The sequence below is a fragment of the Prosthecobacter gellanilyticus genome (assembly GCF_007992435.1).
Lineage (GTDB): Bacteria > Verrucomicrobiota > Verrucomicrobiia > Verrucomicrobiales > Verrucomicrobiaceae > Prosthecobacter > Prosthecobacter gellanilyticus.
Genome location: NZ_BKAG01000025.1, coordinates 63,664 through 82,164, shown reverse-complemented (window position 1 = coordinate 82,164; position 18,501 = coordinate 63,664). Strand labels below are relative to the sequence as shown.

The following is an 18,501-nucleotide window of genomic DNA, read 5'->3' as shown; positions in this document are numbered from 1 at the left end:
ATCGAAAGCGTTCGCTAGAACACTTCATACGCAAAGCCGCGAACAAGGAAACCATCAAATGCGAAGTCTCGCCTCATTCAGAGTCCTTTCTGTCCCTTTTGCCCTTTCGGGCCTTCAAACAAGACCAGCCATACATACTCCCTGCTTGATCCACCCCACACCCACCGTTTCCACTTATCTCAAAATTCCGACCATGCGCCTTCTCGTTTTCCTTCTGACTCTTTGCCCTCTGCTCTCCGCTCTGAGCCTGCAGGCCGCCGACAAGCCCAACGTCCTCTTCATCCTCTGCGATGACCTCCGTCCGGACGCTCTAGGCTGCTACGGCTCAAAGCATGTCAAAACCCCGCACATCGACCGCATCGCGAAAGAAGGCGTGCTCTTCAAAAACACCTTCTGCACCACCTCCCTCTGCTCACCCAGTCGCGCTAGCATTCTCAGTGGGTTGTATGCACACACGCATGGCGTGACGAACAACTTCACCGAGTATCCCGCCACCATGCCCAGCTTCCCCAGCGTGCTGCATGACGCTGGCTACACCACCGGTTACTTCGGCAAATACCACATGGGCGAGGACAACGATGAGCCGCGCCCAGGCTTCGACAACTTCACGACTCACAAAGGCCAGGGCAAATACTTCGACACCGAGTGGCACCTCAATGGCAAAGAGCGCAGGGTGATCCCAGGCTACTACACGAATGTCGTCACCGATCTCGCCATGGACTGGTTAAAATCCGTGAGTGGCAGCGGCAAGCCCTGGGCTGTTTGCGTGGGTCACAAAGCGCCGCACAGCTTCTACACGCCCGAGCCCAAGTATGAACACAGCTTTGATGATGTGCGGGTGCCTTATCCAGAAACGGCCTTCCATCTCGAGGACAAGCCCGCGTGGATCAAACAGCGCCTTCACACTTGGCATGGCATCTACGGCCCGCTCTTTGAATGGCGCAAAAAGTTTCCTGACGACAGTCCCGCCGCTGTGAAGGATTTTGAGAACATGGTGCATGGCTATTGGGGCACGGTGCTCAGCGTGGACGACAGCGTGGGCCGCATGCTCGCGTGGTTGGAAGAAACCAAGCAGCTCGAAAACACCCTCGTCATCTTCATGGGCGATAATGGCCTGCTCGAAGGCGAGCACGGCATGGTGGACAAGCGCACTGCACATGAAGCCAGCCTGCGCATCCCTGCCATTGCCCGCTTCCCCGCGGCCTTGCCCAAAGGCAAGGTCATCGAGCAGCAGATGCTTACAGTCGATATCGCCCCCAGCATTCTCGAACTCTGCGGCGCGCCTGCCCTAACCAAATCTCACGGTAAGTCCTGGGTGAAGCTCGCCAAGGAAGGCGACTCCGATTGGCGCACGGCCTGGTTCTACCACTACAACTACGAGAAGCAGTTCCCCTACACCCCGAACGTCCGCGCCATCCGCACTGACCGCTGGAAGTACATCCACTATCCCCATGGCGATGGCGGCCCCGACCGCCACATGGCCGAGCTCTATGATCTAAAGGCAGATCCCGGCGAAACCAAGAACCTCATCTCCAAGCGCGAGCTCGCCGCCGAGGTCACCGAACTCCAGGCCAGGCTCGCCAAGCTCATGCTCGCCACCGGCCTCAACGACAAGACGGATACCATGCCGCTCGACGAAGGCGTGAAGAGCGAGCTCCCCGACGCCAAGATCCGCTAACGTACAACCCCATTCCAATGGGGTTGAGCTCCGATCCAACGATGAGTTCGAAATCACCCACGTCTCTCACCGCACCGAAACCCAACGGGCTTCCGCATCATAGCGAAGAGCTGACGAGCCTTGGCGAGTCTACCCTGGTATAAGACAATCCCGTCACTCTCTCATGCTGGACCCCAACGAGGTCCCGTCACTTAAACCCACTTTGCCAACACACTCCCCCCAACCATGAAAAAGACACTGCTTCATCTCGGCCTCGCAGCCCTCGCCATGTCCCAAGCCTCTGCCGTCGAAATCATCGCCCATCGCGGCTTCTCCGAGATCGCGCCGGAGAACACCGTAGCCGCTTTCAAGCTCGGCTGGGAGAAAGCCGATGCCTGTGAGCTCGATCTCTACCTCACCGGCGACAACCAGATCGTGGCCATTCATGATGCCGATACAAAGCGCACCACCGGCGTCGCCAGCAAGGTAAAGGAAGCCACCCTCGAAGCCCTGCAGAAGCTCGATGCAGGCTCCTGGAAAAGCGCCGCTTACAAAGGCGAGCGCATCCCCACCCTAGCCGAGTCCCTCGCTTCCCTGCCGAAGGGCAAGCAGCGTTTCTTCCTCGAGATCAAGGACAGCGCTCGCATCGTCCCTGAGCTCGCCAAGCAGCTCGGAACCTGGAAGTCCATCGCCAACCAGCTTTGCATCATCGCCTTCGACCGCAAAGTCTGCCAGGAGTGCAAAAAGGCCATGCCCTGGATTCCCGTCTACCGCCTCTCCTCCGAACAAACCAAGGACAAGAAGCCCATCGACCTCACCCAGCTCATCGCCGACACCAAGGCTGATGGTCTTGACGGTCTCGACCTCGGCCTGAAATTCAACTGGACCCCCGCCATGGTCGAGCAAATCCGCGCCGCCGGCCTCAAAATCTACGTCTGGACCGTCAACAAGCCCGCCGACATCAAACGCCTCGCCGCCCTGAAAATCGACGGCATCACCACCGACGACCCCGTCATGGTCCGCGAGACGTTGAAGTAAGCTTCGCATACCATCAATGAGCGGCACTTGCCAAGTGCCGTTCTCTTCGGGGAGAGAGCGCACACTCCTGTGCGCTTTCTTGGTCTTTCTTATCTGTGCCCTCTGCGTTATCTGCGGTTAAAAGAGAACCACTTTGTTCACTTCAAACTCAAGATAAACGCTTTCACATCCGCAAATTCCTGCGGCTTCAAAATCAGATTCATCGGCGGCATCGGTGAGATCGGCGTGGCAGTGTATCCCTCTGCAAGCTTCGCATTCGGATTGATCAAACTCTCCAGGATGTAAGCCTCGTCCTTCCGCCCAGCAATCCCATCCAGCGCAGGCCCCACGGCACTTCCCTGCCCCTTGAGCAGATGGCAGTTCTTGCAAGCCGCCACCGGATGCGTCCAGAAGATGCTCTCGCCGCGCTTCGCATCACCCGCGAGCTTCGACGGATCATCTTCATTCTCCAGGATGAGCTCACACAGCTTCACGTCATCAAAGTAGACATCTCCCTTGCCCACGTGCAGCAGGTTGATGCTCGCCTTCGGCTTGTTCTTGCTGTTGAAGACCACCTCCACCTCCGTCCAGTCCTGCGCACGGTTGATCTTGGGCGATGTCTCCGCTCGGCCGATGTGATCATTGAGACTGGCCTTGCCACGGAAACCATGCGTCTTGATCCACGCACTGAGTTTATACTCCGTGTTAGGCTTCAGCTCCACATCCGCAAAGAAGCTCGTGTCCGCATCCTCGCGCGTGATGCAGCGCACCGCCTGGCTGCCGCTATGCACCATCTTCTCCGCCGTCACAATGCCCCACTCCGCACCTTTGTTACCAGGGCTGTTGCCATAGTCACGATGCTTCCAACCCACCGGCAGCTTCTGACCTGCGACCACTTCTTCAAAGCCAGGATTCGGCAGCAGGTTCGGACCTTCCTTGTAGTTCAGAGCGCCATGCTTCTTGCCCAGCAGCTTCGCCGCCTCGGCCAGCCACTCGTCATTCTTCACCACCGGATCATTCGCCAGCTTCTTCACCAGCGTCTTGATCTCTTCCGTCGTCGGAAACTCCGCCAGCTTCACAAAAGCCGCGAGCCGCGTATGCTGGTCTGCATCGGAGAAAACACCGGAACCAAAGAACAAATCCTGCGCCGCCTTGTCACTGCCCAGCGCGCGCACCGCATTGCGGCGTAACGCAGGATCTTGGGAGATGAGCGCAGATTGGTGCGTCTTGGCATCCAGCTTCCCGAGCGCCTGCTGCACCCAAAGATCATGCACGCCATACGTCGCATGAGACTCATAGGCCCCATTCTCAACGGCCATGCGCTGCGCGGTCAGTCTGCCCGTCAGCGTGCCAGCACTCATCGAAGGCTTCTCCGGCTTTGGATTCGTGCCCTTGGCCACAATCCTGTAAATGCGTCCTCGTGAATGATCCCGCAGATCATTCTCATGCGCACCGCCAACACCGGTCACGCCGACAAACCCGCCACGCTCCTTACTCGGAGTCGGATTGTGCTGGATGATGAAGTTCTGGAAATCTGCCACCCACACGGCGCCATCGGGCCCCACCTCTGCGTGCACCGGTGAGTTCCACTCATCGCTGCTCGCGTAGATGTTCATGGAGTCGAGCGCTTCCCATCCAGCTCCCACAGGCACCACATCCAGCAGCGCCACCAGCTTCATCGTCGGCTCGCAGATCATCGCCTTGCCCTGAAAGCGCTTCGGCAGCGCATCACTATAAATGAAGTTAGACCCGGCAGCGGCCGTGTAGCCGCCAAACACATCCACCTGACGGAAGTTCGGCGTGATCGTGTGGCACAGGTCCACAATGTTGATCTTCTGCGCCGTCATGCCACGCGAACCTTCCGGATAAGCCGTGGCCGGAATGCCGCCGAAGAAGATCGGCGCGCCGTTCGCCGTGCCGCCGAACTGGTCACCGGCATCGTTCGTGCTGTGGCCCCAGGCATTGTTCGTGAACTGATGCAGGAACTCCAGCGCGCTGCCATCCGCCTTGAAGCGATACGTCCCCATGGCGAACTGCTGCTTCTTGCCACCGACATAACCTTCAATGCCGGAGTAGCCCACGCAGCCATAGATCCAGTTATCAAAGCCGTAGTGCAGGCTGCTGGCCTGCGCATGCGTGTCCTTGATACCCCAGCAGTCGATAATGACCTCGCGCTTGTCCGCCTTGTCATCACCATCCGTGTCTTCCAGATAGATGAACTTCGGCGGCGCGGCCACGATGATGCCTTTGCGCGCAAACACGATGCCCGTGGGCAGGTTCAGCTTGTCCGCAAAGACGGTGAACTTGTCCGCCTTGCCATCACCATCGGTATCCTCGCAGATCTTCACGCTGTCATCACCTTCGCCGCTGGGCTTGATGCCGTGCGGATAGTCCCGCGTCTCCACCACCCAGCACCGGCCACGATCATCCCAGGCAAAGGCGATGGGTTTCGCGATATCCGGCTCACTGGCGAAAAGCTTCAGCTCACAATCCGCCGGCACCTGTGTGCGCTCCATGCTGCCCTTCACACTCATAGGTTGCTGGAAGGTCAGCGGCTCCGGGCGCTTCTCATAGTTGGCCACCTGAGGATGCTTCTCGCGCTTCTCCGCCTCTCTTTGGGCTAAAAAGGCCTCATAACCAGCTTTGCGTTCAGCGGGTAGTTTGGCCAGGATGGCCTCCTTGGTGATGGCAGCCGCATCTCCAGCCTTCACCACCAGATCATAGTTCTCGGCTGGCAGAGCCTCGCGAGAGTAGTCAAACCAGATCGCATCCCGGCCCAGATTCTTCATAGCCTCATGCAGAGCACCGACAGTCGTTTGCTCTTTGCCCTCGGCATCGATATAAAGCACGCGCACAGGGCCGGTCGGCTCGGCATGGACATGGATCGAGGCCGCAGCGATGAGCGCGACGAGAAGTGGTTTCATGGTTGGCATCATAACGCGACAATCAACGCACCTTTGCGCATCAAACGCTCTGACATGTTTTAGGCGAAATCCGCCGACCCACTTTCCTCAAGTACGTTGTTCACGCTTCAGCGTGTGCTTGGAGGTTCATTGAACACGCTGAAGCGTGAACAACGTACACCAGCAGTCACCCTTCCTCTCTTCTCTTCACCGTGAAGCGCTCGATGCCCTTGCGCATCACCGGCACATTGAAGTTCACCAGCAGTCCGGCTTTCAATCCGCTCAGACGCAGCAGCGTCTCCATCTTCTGCCGCTCCAGATCCACCACCTTCTCACTCGAGACCACCTGCACCAGCAAGGCCGCATCCACGATGAGATCCAGACGAGCCGCGCTGTTGATACGATGACCGCGATAGTCAAAACCCAGCGCACGACCACGCTCCACAGACAGTTCCAGCCCCCGCAGTTCCAGCGCCAGACACTCCTCATACGCCTCACGGATCAAGCCCGGCCCCAGCGTGCGATGAACGGTCATGCACGCTCCGACCACAAGATGCGGGAGATCGTCAGCAATCATGGGTGTGAACGACGGCGGCGGCGCAGCAGCACCATGCTGGCCAGCCCCAGCAGCAGCGCGGTGGAAGGCTCGGGCACGGGAGTGACAGAGCCAAGAAAATTGTTATACACCCAGTTGCCCACCTGCTCGCCGAGGATGGCGCCGTCGATGTTGTCATCCATCCAGTGAATGCCGCCATAGATGCGGCTCATGCCGGCCTCCTCCGCAGCATCAGTGAAACTGTTGAACGTGCGGGTCAGGCCCGCGACCTGGTTAGACTCCGTGTCCGTGGTGAAGGTGATGTCGTCCGTGCCGAAGAAGTTCGCCAGAATGGTCGCACCCGCCATGCTGAAAGCACTGTGACCGCTGGTGTACGCACCGAAGGAGGGCGTGGGGATCAGCGGAGACCAGGCGCCGTCTTCGATCGTGTCCGGATTGCCATCTGTGGACGCCGTGTTGATGGCCAGCATCGGCCGCCAGTTATCATACAGCACCTTCGCCTCCCAGGTGGCGATGCCCACATCCGCCTCAGCGAGGTTCAGCAAGGCAAACAGGCGGGCATTTTGCTCCACGCTCAGCCCCATGGAGGCGGACACCGTGGCGGCGATGCGGTTCCAGTGTCCCGGAGGTGAGGCCGTGCCCGGGCCATCCACCCAAAAGTAGGCGATCTCCGTCTGCTCCGCCGTGCGGACGCTGCTGCTGATGCCGCCTATGGCCTTCAATTGGTTAAACTGCTGCGTGTACGACTGGCTGTTCACCCAGGTCTGGAAGTTGCCGTTGAACGGCACATAGCTCACACTGCGATCCATCGAGGTCCCCATGTTCATCCCGCCCGGGCGGAACTGGCTCTGCGAGTTCATGGTGAAAGGCGTCAGGTCTGACCACCAGGACTTCAAAAAGGTGCCCGCACCAGCGCCCCAGCCACCCGCGGTCGATCCAGGCTGCCAGCGCCCCACCGTGCCGAAAGCCTGCGGGGCATAGGTGGGGGTGTCATTCCAGCCGTCACTGGCACGGGTGCTGGTCATGGCATTGGCTGCCGCCTGCCCCACCTCCATGCCACGCGTCTTGGCCTCGCCATCCGCGATCAGGGACATCTGCTCATTGTACTTGTTGGTGAAACCAAGGGTAAAGCCATTGCCTGCGCCATACAGGTCATTGAAGACCGAGCTCAGCACGCCATACGCCGCCGTGGCCGCCGCAGCATTCACATCCGTGCTGCTGCCTGCCGTGGTCGGGTCAAAGTAGCCCAAATACGAATTGTAGCTCCGGTCCACGGAGTTCACCGCGTCAAACATCGCCCCGCCCAGCATGCCCATGATGCGGGAATTCATCGGTGGATTGCCTTGAGACCCCTGCCCTTTAAAGGCATCACGCATGATGCCGTTCCAATCCGTGATGACATCAGCCTGCAAATGCGAAGCCGCCAAAACGGGCAAAAAAGCGGTGAGAAGGCGTCGGTAACTCATGCGGCAGCAGGTTATATAATTACCACAAAAAATACCCTCATCCAGAACTCAGTCCAAGTGAATTGTTCAGTTTTATTCAAAATTAAGTAAAATTAGTGTCTCAAGTATTTTAACTATCTCAGCGCTTCCAGCCCCGGGCAGCGAGACATCACGCACTCATCCCAGGCACAGAAAAGCGGCGTGAGCATGCCCACGCCGCTTGGTTTTTAAATTCAGTTGGATGGGCCGTTTCCAGCCTCCGGAGCTTATTCAGCCTTCTTCTTGGCGTCCGTCTTGGCTTCGGCCTTCTTCTTGGGGGCCTTCGCCGTGCCTTTCTTGGCCACTCGCTGCTTCGCGCCGACATTCAGCTTCAGCACCGTGTCATTGCCATCGCCCTCGGCCTTCTTGATCGAGCCACCCACCCAGGAACCGACCTTCACGGCCTCAATGGTCACCGGCTTCTCTTCATCCACATACTCGGTGCTGGCATTGACGGTGAACTTCACCTCAGGAGCATCCGCCGCGTCACTCCGCACGATGGTCAGCGTGCGCGAGGTGATGGCGACCACCTTGCCATAGAGGGGATAAGTGTCCTGCTTGGCTTTGGCCTCACCTTTCTTCGGAGCAGCTTTCGGTGCTTCGGCGGAGGCTGCCTTCTTAGCATCAGCAGCATGAGTGGAGTCGAGGGCGGCAAAGGTGGCGAAGACAGCGAGAAGGACGAGTGTCAGTTTCATGGATGAGTCAGCGGAGGAGTGTTCGAGAGGTTGAGCCAATCACGGTGGATCTTTATTTAGATGAGTTCCTCAAACGGGAGCAAGACTATAAAACAGGCATCGTCGCATTCTGCAGCGCACTCAATCCCCCCGACAACAGCTGCGAACAGCTAGGTTTGCACAGCGGCACACGTATACATCCGCCTCGCCAGCTCACCGTTGCCCCCTTCGATTCAGACCGGCGAATTCCCCTCGACATCTCCGGCCCTGCCGACGTATGGTTTATTCTGCCATGAGTGACCTCTTCCAAGAGACAGTCTTTTTCCAGAATCTCTACGCCACTCCTGCGGACTGGCAGCGTGACTTGTTTTATTCCGTCGTGCGCGCAGGGCATCTGAGAGCAGGTCATGAGCACCGCATCCAGCGGGAAACTTATCCTGGGCATGAGCTCATCCTGTGTCTGGCAGGCCGTGGCTGGGCACAGGTCGCTGGCAAGCGCCATGAGATCGGTCCCGATGAGCTTCTTTGGGTGAACTGTCATCATCCTCACACCTATGGCGCCATCGCCAAGGAGCCCTGGGAACTGTACTGGATCCGTGTCGAAGGCCGCCCGCTTGATCGCGTGGCCAACCTGCTGGAGATCCGCTCCCAGCCAGTGATCAAGAACTTCAACACCCGAGCCGCTGTGCAGGAGTTCGAGCGCGCCTTCCACCACATGTCCGGCACGCGCCCCAGTGATGCCGCGCTGGTGAATGCCGCCGTCACCGCCATCATTGCCCTCGCCTTTGAGGCCCGGCTGTCAGATGCTGATGAGATCCGGCCCGAGCTTCCCCTGCCCGTTCAGAAGTCGCTGGAGAAGATGCGCCTCTATTTCCACACCGCCATCCGCGTGTCAGATCTGGCGGCTCTCTCTGGCATGAGTGAGAGCCACTTCAGCCGCCTCTTCAAATCCTGCATCGGCACCAGCCCCATCGACTGGCTCCGCCGCGAGCGCATCAACCAGGCGAAGCACCGCCTCATCGAGAGTGACGACCCCATCAAGGAAGTCGCCCGTCAGGTCGGTTACAGCGACCAGTTCTTCTTCAGCAAGGACTTCAAGAAAATGACCAAGCTCACCCCCACGCAGTTCCGCGTGCAGGAAAAGCAGCCTTGAGAAAGGCGGGGATCCATGTGCTTCTAAAGCGCCAAGGGCGCGCCCCATACCAGCCTAGGGCGTCCAGCCCTAGGCTCCGCGAACCACACTGCGCCAAGCGCTGAAAGCGCGCCCCATGCACACTCAGTCCCGGTCCAAACCCACCCGCCAGGAGCGGATGAGAGACTTCGGATCCGTCGTCTCAGGGATCAGGTAATGCCCGAACCCGCGACGTGTGTTACCCGCCTCATAGTTGATGAGGATCCCCGCAAACGGCACCGTGATCGCCGGGCTGCCATCTTTGAAACTGCCGCTGAAGATGCCCGTCTTCGGATCGATCTTCATCGTCAGGCTCTTCGCATTGGCCGGCACGATCACGCCGTTCGGTTCCGCCATGGTGAACTCCTGGGAAAACGCGTTGATCTGGGATTCGACAAAAAACAAGTCCATCGCGGCAGTGCCGTCAGGCAGCTCCAGGTAGTCATGCAGATTGTTAGGCACATATTTGCCTCCCGTCACCTCCAGGGAGTGGAGCAGGAAGCCGCTCTTGTAGGAGCGGTCCGTGCTCGCCAGCGGCTGCGGGATCTTGTACCAGTCAAAGGCCGGCGTGATGTCGCTCACAATGTCGAAGGTCGTGTTGTTGATGAAGCACTCTCCCTGCAGACTGCCGGTGTTTTTGTAAAGGCTCGCATGCAGCGGGATGCTGCGGTTCTCAGCCATGGAAGTGCTGAACGTGATGGTGCTGCCATCTGCCGCCTTCCCCGCCCAGGTGGCCACGCCCGTCTTGCTGATCGCCACCTGGAGATAGCCTTCTCCCAGGGGGAAATCGATGTCGTTTCCAGGCACCGTGGTTTGCATGACGGCATTGTACAGCCCCTGCTCCCCCCCCGGCACCATGTTCGTGGCCGTCCATGGATTGCGCCTCGCCTCAAAGATCGCATCGGTCGCCGGAGCATCTGCATCATAACTGCAGACGGCATTCAGACGGTCATGTACCGTGATGAAGGTCCCCTCAACCGGGTCCAGCACCGCAGCCACTGGATGATCCTGAAAGTTCACCTCATCAAGCCTCGCGGACACTGTGCAGGCCGTGCCGTTGGGATTCAGCTGAACCAAAAGGATGTCCAGCACCACGAGCCTCCCGTCCCCCAAACTGGTGATGCCGACAGGCTCGATGAAGCGCGTGTTGGCAAAGAGTCCTTCTGAAAAACCATCCACGCCAGGAGACCCGGCATAGGTCGTGACCGCGCCCGTGAGAGTGACCTTGCGCACGACGCGGTTCACCGTGTCTGCCACAAACAATGCCTTCAGCACCGGATCATAGGTGATGCCGCTGGGCTGGTGAAACACCGCGTTTATGCCGCTGCCGTCCTTGTGCGCGCCCACGCTCGCCTTGCCGGCCAGCGTCGTCACCACACCGGCCGGGGTGATCTTGCGGATGAGATGATTGCCACGATCCGCGACATACAGGTTCCAAGCCGGATCAAAGCACAACGCGCAAGGCGCGCTAAACCGGGCTGCCGCGCCGGTGCCATTCGCACTGCCCAGCTGCCCCGCCGTCCCGGCGAAGGTGCTGACCACTCCCAGCGGAGTGATCTTGCGGATGACGGAATTGCCCGTGTCCGCCACATACAGGTTGCCCTGCGCATCCAGCGCCAGGCCTTCAGGTCCGTTAAAGCTCGCCGCCGTGCCCGTGGCATCCGTTGAGCCCGGCGTGGGGTTTCCGGCAAACGTGGCCACTGTCCCTAGATCGCCTTCCACAAAGCGGATCACATGATTGCCCGTGTCTGCGATGTAACCCGAGCCGGACGGCAGGATGGCGATGCCCTTGGGACCATTGAAGCGAACGTCCCCAAAGTCTCCGTCCACCAGGCCCGGCTCCTCCGGATCGCCAATCGCGATCTCCCCCAGCACCTGCTCAAAGCGTGGCTCGATGATACGGCCCTGCATGAGGCCGCTGCCAAAGTTGATGTTGATGTCCATCAGCAGGTCACCCAGCGCTGGCGGCGTGCGCTTGATGACGAGATCCGCCGTCGGCTCATTACCCACGGAGATATCCAGCACTCCCGCCACACTGTGTTTCTGCCCCGCCAGCGTGGCCGAACCTGAAACCGTGCCGGTCGGATTCACGGTGATCTGCACATGACCGCCGAGACCAAAGTTTGAAGCCCCTGACCGTGCCACAATCCCGTTGAAAGTGCCGATGTAGCTTGGGTCCAGCGCCTCAACGGTCATGGAAAACTCCTGCCCAGGTCCCGTGCCCGCGGGATTGGAGGCTTTGAGCGTGATGAGATTAGGCAGGTAGGCCGTGTTCTGCGTATTGCGCTTGCTTGCCACCGTCGGCCGACCGGTGATGTGGCCCGTCTTGGGGTCCAGCTTCAGGCCTGGAGGCAATCCTGTGGCAATGAAACCCGTCGGAAAATTGGAAGCAACGATGGGTATGTCGATCCACTCGCTGACAGACACGGTGGCAGGAGGAAGCACCGCCACGACCGGCACCGCATTCACCACCTGCACGTTCACATCACCGTTGCCGTTGCTCATGGTAGCCACCACCACACCGCCCACTTCCAGTCTGACAACACAGGTGTAGTCACCCTCGTGAACATCGTCCACCTTCGTGATGCTCAGACTTGCCGCGCTGGCGCCGGTGGTGACGGAGGTGCCCACCGTCCCATTCGCCACCAGCTGACCTCCACGCCGCCATTCATAGAGAGGCTTCGCTCCAGCCGGTGCGGCCACGGTGCACTTGAGAGTCAGCGTGCCGCCCGTTTTGACCACCACTCGTCCTGAGTTCGGCGTGACCAGCCCCAGATAAGCCGCACCCGAACTCTTGGCGGTTCCATTATTCGCGACCACCTTGTAGACACCCGCATCCGCCGCCTTGGTCACGGGGATGGTCAGCTCATTGGACGTCGCTCCATTGATTTTTGCGGTGCCCTTTTGCCATTGGTAAGTGATCACTGGCTGCCCGATCGCCGTCGCGCTAAACGTCGCAGGACTGCCGAGCAGCACGAGCTGGCTGGCAGGCTCGCTGGTGAATGCGGGAGTCGCAGGAAGCACCCCGGTTCCTGACAGGTTCACCACCAAGGGGCTCTCATTAGCATCATTGCTGGTGATCTGGAGGGTGGCGCTTCGCAGACCTGCCGCGGAAGGCGTGAAGGTCACGGAAACGGTCGCCTGCCCGCCCGCTGCCACGGTCGCTGGCACGGTGTTGTGTGAGAAATTGGTCGAATGCGTCCCCCCCAACATCGCGGAGAGCGTGAGGTCCGCCGTCCCCAGATTACTGATGATCAGATTCAGGCTGGTGTTTGAGCCCACTGCCACGTTTCCAAAGCCCATGCTGGTGGTGCTTACCTGAATCTCAGGCGCTGAAACGACCGCGCTTACCACCACCTGCGAAGTCCAGCCAGCATCTGACTGCACCGGTGGATTCGCCGCACTTTGACTGCCCACGATTTCACCCAGGCTGGCGACATTCGCATAGACTCCGGCTGCCGACTGCCCGCCGCCGTTTGTGACAGCATCAGCGGTGACGGCGTAAACACCTCCGCTTCGGGTGCCCGCAGAGACGTTTCCCACGACAAGTGACAGCAGCAGAAAGGCAAGACTAGGTTTCATGGAGCAAGGCTGAGGTTTATCCGAACCAGCGTGAATAGCCATCGGGTAATCACCATTGAATAAGAACGTATCCCGACATCCCGGCTTCCGAGGGAAACATGGCCGCAGTTGAGGCCGCCCCCGCACTCAAAAAGCGTTGAATGACCATGGAACTGAACTCTGACGGTGTTGCGACAAGCGGCGGAGACACCGAGCCAATCACCGCCTCTCCATACAAAGGACCGGTTCTCTTGATGTCGGCACTGGCATCTGGCTGCGCCGGTACCGGAGGGCCGTCCGCGTTAGGGGCACCACGTCCGCCTTGGGAGACGAGTGTGTTGCTGGGAGTGGACACACTGGTGAATGAGGTGTTGCCACCGCTTGGGGCCACAGCTTCTTCGGCAAGGGTCGCACCACCGGCACCCACCACCACTGTCCACTGACTCCCTGGGGTGACGGTCAGGGTCTTGCGGGAATACGCCCCGCTCCCCCCGTCCCCGAACAATGAGAAGCCGGCACCTGCGCCCCAGAGTTCGACCATGATTTTCGTCACCCCCGGCGGCACGGTGAAGGTGCTGGTGCCTGCCGTCGCATACTCCTGGGCACCCGAGGACACCCCGCCGACCGCAAAAGCCAGCTTCGCTTGAGTGATCGAACCATCTGGAATTTTCGCTGCCGTCACCGCGTCATTGGCGATTTTCGCCGCGCTGATCGCATTGTCGGGCACGCTCAGGGCCGTCGCCGCGGCATCCGCACGCATCGCATATCCAGCCGCAGCGATCCGCTGGTCAGGAGTCAGCAGTTGAAAACCATTGGTGCCATCATTGAACCACACACGCAGCCTGACATCTGAATTGTCAAAGACGCTGGCTGGGATCGCTGTCATGTTCGCTCCCAGGAAGACAGAATACAGGCCGTTGGCCACGGAGAGCGTCACCGCGCTGGTCGGCTCACTGCCGGCAGTGCTGCTGGCATCATGACTCCAAAACGTGCTGCCACCGATGGCATTCACCAAGGCAAACTTGAACTGCCCATTGCCACTGAAAGGCGAGCCGCTGACCGTGACACGCCCCTGATAGGAGAGTATTCCAGGCACTTGAGCCTCCGTCACTCCAGCGGTTAGAAATAAAGCTCCTCCCACAAGCAGAGGGACCAGTGACGCGCGGAACTGCCGAACCATGCTAAACAACGAGGGAGCATTCATTTTCATGTCTGGTGGATGGGTGGTGCCTGACTCAGCTAGCTTTTACAGCAGCCGCCCTCTGTTGTTACAGATTCTTTTGGGGTCGGAGTCCAAAAACCTCTCTTACCGCATGTCTGGGCGGATCGTTCATCAGCGTGAACCCACTTCAGTCGGCGGGGTGTGGAAGGCGCGGTGCCACGCCACCCTCCCCCACTTTCGTGCGGGGGTGGTAGTTCCAAGAAACCGACTCCAGCCGACGTTAAAGGAGGCTCCAACCATGCCCTCTGCCGTCCGCCTGCTCTTTCCTGCCCTCCTGGGCTGCTCTCTCCTCCATGCTGCTGATCCCCTCCCGGGACACTCCGTGCATGGAGACGCCTTCAATGAAGGCCCCCGGCAGGCCGCCAGGCTCATCCCGGGCTGCGGGAAGGTCAGCTTTGCCATCAGTTCCCAAAAGCCGCAGGCCCAGGAGTTCTTCAATCAAGGCGTCGGCCAGCTCCACGGCTTCTGGTACTATGAGGCGGAGCGCTCCTTCCGCCAGGTGGCCATGATCGACAAAGACTGCGCCATGGCCTTCTGGGGCATGGCCATGGCCAACGTGAACAACGAGGCCCGCGCGAAGCAGTTCGTTCGCAAGGCCGTCGCGCTGAAAGACAAGGCAGATGCTCGCGAGAAACTCTGGATCACCACCTTGGAAACCTTCTACAAGGAGGACAAGAACGACAAGCGTGACAAAAAGCAGCGCGCGCTCGACTTCATCCGCGATCTCGAAACCATCGTCCAGGATTACCCGGATGACATCGAGGCCAAGGCCTTCCTCGCCTGGAAAACCTGGCACGCGAATGGAGATGCTTCCATCACCAGTTATCAGGCCGTGAATGCGCTGCTTGATCAAGTGTTCGCCGCCAATCCGCAGCATCCCGCGCATCACTACCGCATCCATCTTTGGGATAACCGCAAGCCCGCCATCGCGCTGAAGTCGGCAGCCTCCAATGGTCAGGCCGCACCAGGCATCGCCCACATGTGGCACATGCCCGGTCATACTTTTTCGAAGCTGAAGCGTTATGATGATGCCGTGTGGCAGCAGGAAGCCAGCACGCGTGTGGACCATGCCTACATGATCCAGAACTGGATCCAGCCTGACCAGATCCACAACTACGCGCACAACGAGGAGTGGCTGGTGCGCAACTTCAACGAGCTTGGCCGTGCGAAGGATGCCATCGGCCTCGCCACCGCGCTCATCCGGAATCCGCAGCATCCCGCGAACAACACGCTCGACAAAGACAGCACCAGCGCCAGCTACGGCCGCACGCGCCTGCTGGAAACTCTGATCAAATGGGAGCTCTGGGACGAAGTGCTGAAGGTCACCACCAGCCCGCTGTTCCCCGAAGTGCAGCAGACCAGTCATGAGGCACGCCGCCTGCATGCCCGCGGTGTCGCCTTCTTCGCCAAGGAAGATGCGAAATCCCTCGCCACCACCATCACCGCTCTCGAAGCCGTGGAGAAGAAGGCCAAGACCAAGAAGCCTGAAGAATCCAAGGGCAAGGCGGGTGATGCCAAGGCCAAGGCTGAGCCGGCCAAGAAGATCGCCGAAGCCCCCAAGGCAGACGCACCGAAACCTGATGCCGCCAAGGCAGACGCTCCAAAAACCGAAGTGGCGAAAGCAGAGCCTGCCAAAGCCAAAGGTGAGCCGTCCAAACCCGATGCCCCTAAAGGCGATGGGGCCAAAGGCGGTAACAAAAAGCCTGACATCGCCACCACCACGCTCGCCGAACTGCGTGCTCTCCAGGCCGTGCTCACGAAAGACAAGACGGCTGCCGATCTCGTGAACAAGGCCACGGAAATGCCGAAGCCTCTCACCGCCAGCCTCCAACTACGCCTTGGCGACAAAAAGAAGGCTGAAGAACTTCTGAAAAACTACCCGCAGGATCTCGCCGGTCTCGCTGCCAAGACGGAGATGCAGCAGGCGCTCGGCAAGACCGACGATGCCAAGAAGACCTTTGAGGAAGTGCGCAAGCTCGCCTTTGCCCTTCAAGATGATCTGCCTCTGAAGAAGCGCCTCGACCAGCTCGCTACTTCATTCAAGATCGAAGGTGACTGGCGCTCGCCCGTCCCTCGCCGCACAGACAGTGGCAAACGTCCGGAACTCTCCACGCTCGGCCCCGTCTACTGGCATGCTCCTGACGCCCCTAAATGGGAAGCCCTGACCCTGGAAGGCAAACCCGCCGGCAGCGGCCAGTTTGAAGACAAGCCGCATGTTCTCCTCTTCTATCTCGGCGCCGCCTGCACCCACTGCATGCAGCAGGTGAATGACTTCGCCAAAGCCGCGCCTGAGTATGAGAAAGCCGGCATCAAACTCTGCGCCATCACCCGTGAGCCGCTCTCCCTCGCCGGACGTCTCACCGAGCAAATGACATCCAAGAAGCTGCCACCCTTCCCCATCCTCTGTGATCCATCCATGGCTGCCTTCAAAACCTTCCATGCCTATGATGACTTTGAAGACGAGCCCCTCCACGCCGCCGTCCTCATCGATGCCAAAGGCAAGCTCCGCTGGATCGACGTGAGCTGGGAGCCCTTCACCAACACCACCTTCCTCCTCCAGGAAGCCAGGCGCCTTCTCTCCCTGCCGGAATAATCGCGAAGCGTCGTGGAGTGCGGTGGGAAGCGCTCAAGCGCGACACCGCTGTCGTTCGCAGGAGACGTGTGACACTATCACAAGTTAGCGCGCACCTAACCAAATGAGCTCCCAAACCATCTCGGTCGCCATCTTCGTCTTTCCCGAGGTCGAGGTCCTCGACTTCGCAGGCCCTTACGAGGTCTTCACCACAGCTTCACGCGCCCACCTTCTCGATCATCCAGGTTCGACCGCTCCCTTCAGTGTCTTCAGCGTCGCACGCGAACCCGGCACCATCCGCGCTCGCGCAGGTTTGAAAGTCATTCCTGATCATGACTTCACCAGTCATCCTCCGGTGGATCTGCTCATCATTCCCGGCGGCGTTGTCACGGCAGAACTGCAGACTCCCGAGGTCGCGGAATGGATCAAACGCATCTCGCTCACGACCATCATCACCGCCTCTGTCTGCACCGGCGCGTTCCTGCTCGCACAAGCGGGCCTACTGGATGGCAAACAGGCCACCACGCACTGGGAAGACATCGCGGACCTGCGTGAGATGTTCCCTTCCGTAACCGTGCTCGAAGGTCGGCGCTGGGTAGATGAAGGCTCCATCATCACCTCGGCTGGAATCTCCGCAGGCATCGACATGAGCTTGCACATTGTCGAGCGGCTCGCAGGCCGTGATCTCGCATTAAAAACGGCGCATCGAATGGATTTTGACTGGCATCAAGACGCTGCCTCTGCGCATGATTGATTGATACGGCATTCGTCAGCCGTTTCACCATCATGAGCATTCCCTACTATCAGGTTGATGCCTTCAGCGGCCGTTTGTTCTCCGGCAATCCCGCCGGTGTTTGTTTGCTGACCAACTGGCTGCCGGATGACGTGCTGCAATCGATCTCCACGGAAAACAACCTGGCCGAGACAGCCTTCGTGATTCAGCGGGGTTCACATTTCGATCTGCGCTGGTTCACTCCCTCCATCGAGGTGGATCTGTGCGGTCATGCCACCCTGGCCTCCGCGCACGTCATCTTCCGCCATCTGGGTTATGGTGATCCTCTCGTTCGTTTCCAAACTCGATCAGGCGAGCTCACCGTTTCACGCAGTGACAACTTCCTCACGCTGGACTTTCCTACACGCCCAGCCACCCCGTGTGAAACGCCCGATGATCTCATCGCAGGTCTCGGCGCCACGCCGCAGGCCACCGCCCTCGCACGTGACTACCTCGCCATCTTCGAGACCGAGCAGCAGGTCCGTGATTTGAACTTGAACATGACCGCGCTCATCCGTCTCGACTGCCTCGGCATCATCGCCACGGCACCGGGAGATGACTGTGACTTCGTCTCCCGCTTCTTCGCCCCGCGCGCTGGCGTGACCGAAGATCCCGTCACAGGCTCCGCGCACTGCACACTAACTCCTTATTGGTCCAAACGACTCGGCCGAACCAAGTTGCAAGCGCGACAGATCTCCCCTCGCGGCGGTGAGCTGGTCTGCGAAGATCGTGGAGAGCGTGTGGGCATCGGCGGAAGAGCGGTCACCTATTCGACTGGTTTCTTGCATGTGCATTGAAGTCGCGGCAGCGTCCTGGAGTGCGGTGGCAGAGATGCACGGGCCACCGTGCATCGTCGACACCGCTCTCGTGCGAACACTAGATGTTCGAGCTTCCGCATCATCTGTGCGCACA

At 59.5% G+C, this 18,501-nt stretch carries 12 protein-coding genes; 6 read left to right on the top strand and 6 right to left on the bottom strand.

Features of this window, described 5'->3' with window-relative positions; translation table 11 throughout:
• Window positions 1–193: 193 nt before the first annotated feature.
• A complete protein-coding gene (locus BGE01nite_RS16935; RefSeq protein WP_146851737.1) occupies window positions 194–1,678 on the top strand; it encodes a sulfatase family protein in 1,485 nt (494 codons plus the stop codon).
• A 225-nt stretch (window positions 1,679–1,903) separates the two neighbouring features.
• Window positions 1,904–2,695 (top strand): glycerophosphodiester phosphodiesterase, encoded by a 792-nt coding sequence (locus BGE01nite_RS16930; protein WP_146851734.1) that lies wholly within the window; start codon window positions 1,904–1,906, stop codon window positions 2,693–2,695.
• A gap of 137 nt (window positions 2,696–2,832) precedes the next feature.
• Here BGE01nite_RS16930 and BGE01nite_RS16925 read toward each other — a convergent pair whose 3' ends face one another.
• From BGE01nite_RS16925 to BGE01nite_RS16910, 4 genes are all read right to left on the bottom strand, one after another.
• Window positions 2,833–5,598, bottom strand: coding sequence for a PVC-type heme-binding CxxCH protein (locus BGE01nite_RS16925; RefSeq protein WP_146851731.1), 2,766 nt, complete (start codon window positions 5,596–5,598; stop codon window positions 2,833–2,835).
• Between the two features lie 166 nt (window positions 5,599–5,764).
• Window positions 5,765–6,154 carry a GxxExxY protein gene (locus tag BGE01nite_RS16920; protein WP_146851728.1) on the bottom strand — a complete coding sequence of 130 codons (390 nt, stop codon included), beginning with the start codon at window positions 6,152–6,154 and terminating at the stop codon, window positions 5,765–5,767.
• Window positions 6,151–7,599 (bottom strand): phosphatase PAP2 family protein, encoded by a 1,449-nt coding sequence (locus BGE01nite_RS16915; protein WP_146851726.1) that lies wholly within the window; start codon window positions 7,597–7,599, stop codon window positions 6,151–6,153. Before BGE01nite_RS16915 ends, BGE01nite_RS16920 begins: the two co-directional genes overlap by 4 nt.
• Window positions 7,600–7,844: 245 nt before the next feature.
• Entirely contained in the window at window positions 7,845–8,312 is a 468-nt protein-coding gene (locus tag BGE01nite_RS16910) for a hypothetical protein (protein ID WP_146851724.1), read from the bottom strand.
• 271 nt (window positions 8,313–8,583) lie between these two features.
• Between BGE01nite_RS16910 and BGE01nite_RS16905 the strand changes: the two genes are divergently transcribed.
• On the top strand, window positions 8,584–9,444 hold the full coding sequence (locus BGE01nite_RS16905) for a helix-turn-helix transcriptional regulator (RefSeq protein ID WP_170266847.1): 861 nt from the start codon (window positions 8,584–8,586) through the stop codon (window positions 9,442–9,444).
• Between the two features lie 123 nt (window positions 9,445–9,567).
• Here the strand turns inward: BGE01nite_RS16905 and BGE01nite_RS16900 are convergent, their stop codons facing one another.
• Together BGE01nite_RS16900 and BGE01nite_RS16895 are read right to left on the bottom strand one after the other, a co-directional pair.
• Window positions 9,568–13,044 (bottom strand): choice-of-anchor D domain-containing protein, encoded by a 3,477-nt coding sequence (locus BGE01nite_RS16900; RefSeq protein ID WP_170266846.1) that lies wholly within the window; start codon window positions 13,042–13,044, stop codon window positions 9,568–9,570.
• A 49-nt stretch (window positions 13,045–13,093) separates the two neighbouring features.
• The gene (locus tag BGE01nite_RS16895) at window positions 13,094–14,119 is read right to left on the bottom strand and encodes a glycine-rich domain-containing protein (protein WP_146851716.1); all 1,026 of its coding nucleotides are present in this window, start codon (window positions 14,117–14,119) and stop codon (window positions 13,094–13,096) included.
• A 364-nt stretch (window positions 14,120–14,483) separates the two neighbouring features.
• Here BGE01nite_RS16895 and BGE01nite_RS16890 point away from each other — a divergent pair, with 364 nt between their 5' ends.
• From BGE01nite_RS16890 to BGE01nite_RS16880, 3 genes are all read left to right on the top strand, one after another.
• Window positions 14,484–16,838 (top strand): redoxin domain-containing protein, encoded by a 2,355-nt coding sequence (locus tag BGE01nite_RS16890; RefSeq protein ID WP_170266845.1) that lies wholly within the window; start codon window positions 14,484–14,486, stop codon window positions 16,836–16,838.
• Between the two features lie 103 nt (window positions 16,839–16,941).
• Window positions 16,942–17,571 carry a DJ-1/PfpI family protein gene (locus BGE01nite_RS16885; protein ID WP_146851710.1) on the top strand — a complete coding sequence of 210 codons (630 nt, stop codon included), beginning with the start codon at window positions 16,942–16,944 and terminating at the stop codon, window positions 17,569–17,571.
• Window positions 17,572–17,603: 32 nt separating this feature from the next.
• A complete protein-coding gene (locus BGE01nite_RS16880) occupies window positions 17,604–18,386 on the top strand; it encodes a PhzF family phenazine biosynthesis protein (RefSeq protein ID WP_146851707.1) in 783 nt (260 codons plus the stop codon).
• Window positions 18,387–18,501 lie beyond the last annotated feature (115 nt).

Bases quoted from the DNA above. Each gene is read 5' to 3' on its own strand.
- BGE01nite_RS16935 (WP_146851737.1), top strand. From the start codon at position 194: ATGCGCCTTCTCGTTTTCCTTCTGACTCTTTGCCCTCTGCTCTCCGCT.
- BGE01nite_RS16930 (WP_146851734.1), top strand. From the start codon at position 1,904: ATGAAAAAGACACTGCTTCATCTCGGCCTCGCAGCCCTCGCCATGTCC.
- BGE01nite_RS16925 (WP_146851731.1), bottom strand. From the start codon at position 5,598: ATGAAACCACTTCTCGTCGCGCTCATCGCTGCGGCCTCGATCCATGTC.
- BGE01nite_RS16920 (WP_146851728.1), bottom strand. From the start codon at position 6,154: ATGATTGCTGACGATCTCCCGCATCTTGTGGTCGGAGCGTGCATGACC.
- BGE01nite_RS16915 (WP_146851726.1), bottom strand. From the start codon at position 7,599: ATGAGTTACCGACGCCTTCTCACCGCTTTTTTGCCCGTTTTGGCGGCT.
- BGE01nite_RS16910 (WP_146851724.1), bottom strand. From the start codon at position 8,312: ATGAAACTGACACTCGTCCTTCTCGCTGTCTTCGCCACCTTTGCCGCC.
- BGE01nite_RS16905 (WP_170266847.1), top strand. From the start codon at position 8,584: ATGAGTGACCTCTTCCAAGAGACAGTCTTTTTCCAGAATCTCTACGCC.
- BGE01nite_RS16900 (WP_170266846.1), bottom strand. From the start codon at position 13,044: ATGAAACCTAGTCTTGCCTTTCTGCTGCTGTCACTTGTCGTGGGAAAC.
- BGE01nite_RS16890 (WP_170266845.1), top strand. From the start codon at position 14,484: ATGCCCTCTGCCGTCCGCCTGCTCTTTCCTGCCCTCCTGGGCTGCTCT.
- BGE01nite_RS16885 (WP_146851710.1), top strand. From the start codon at position 16,942: ATGAGCTCCCAAACCATCTCGGTCGCCATCTTCGTCTTTCCCGAGGTC.
- BGE01nite_RS16880 (WP_146851707.1), top strand. From the start codon at position 17,604: ATGAGCATTCCCTACTATCAGGTTGATGCCTTCAGCGGCCGTTTGTTC.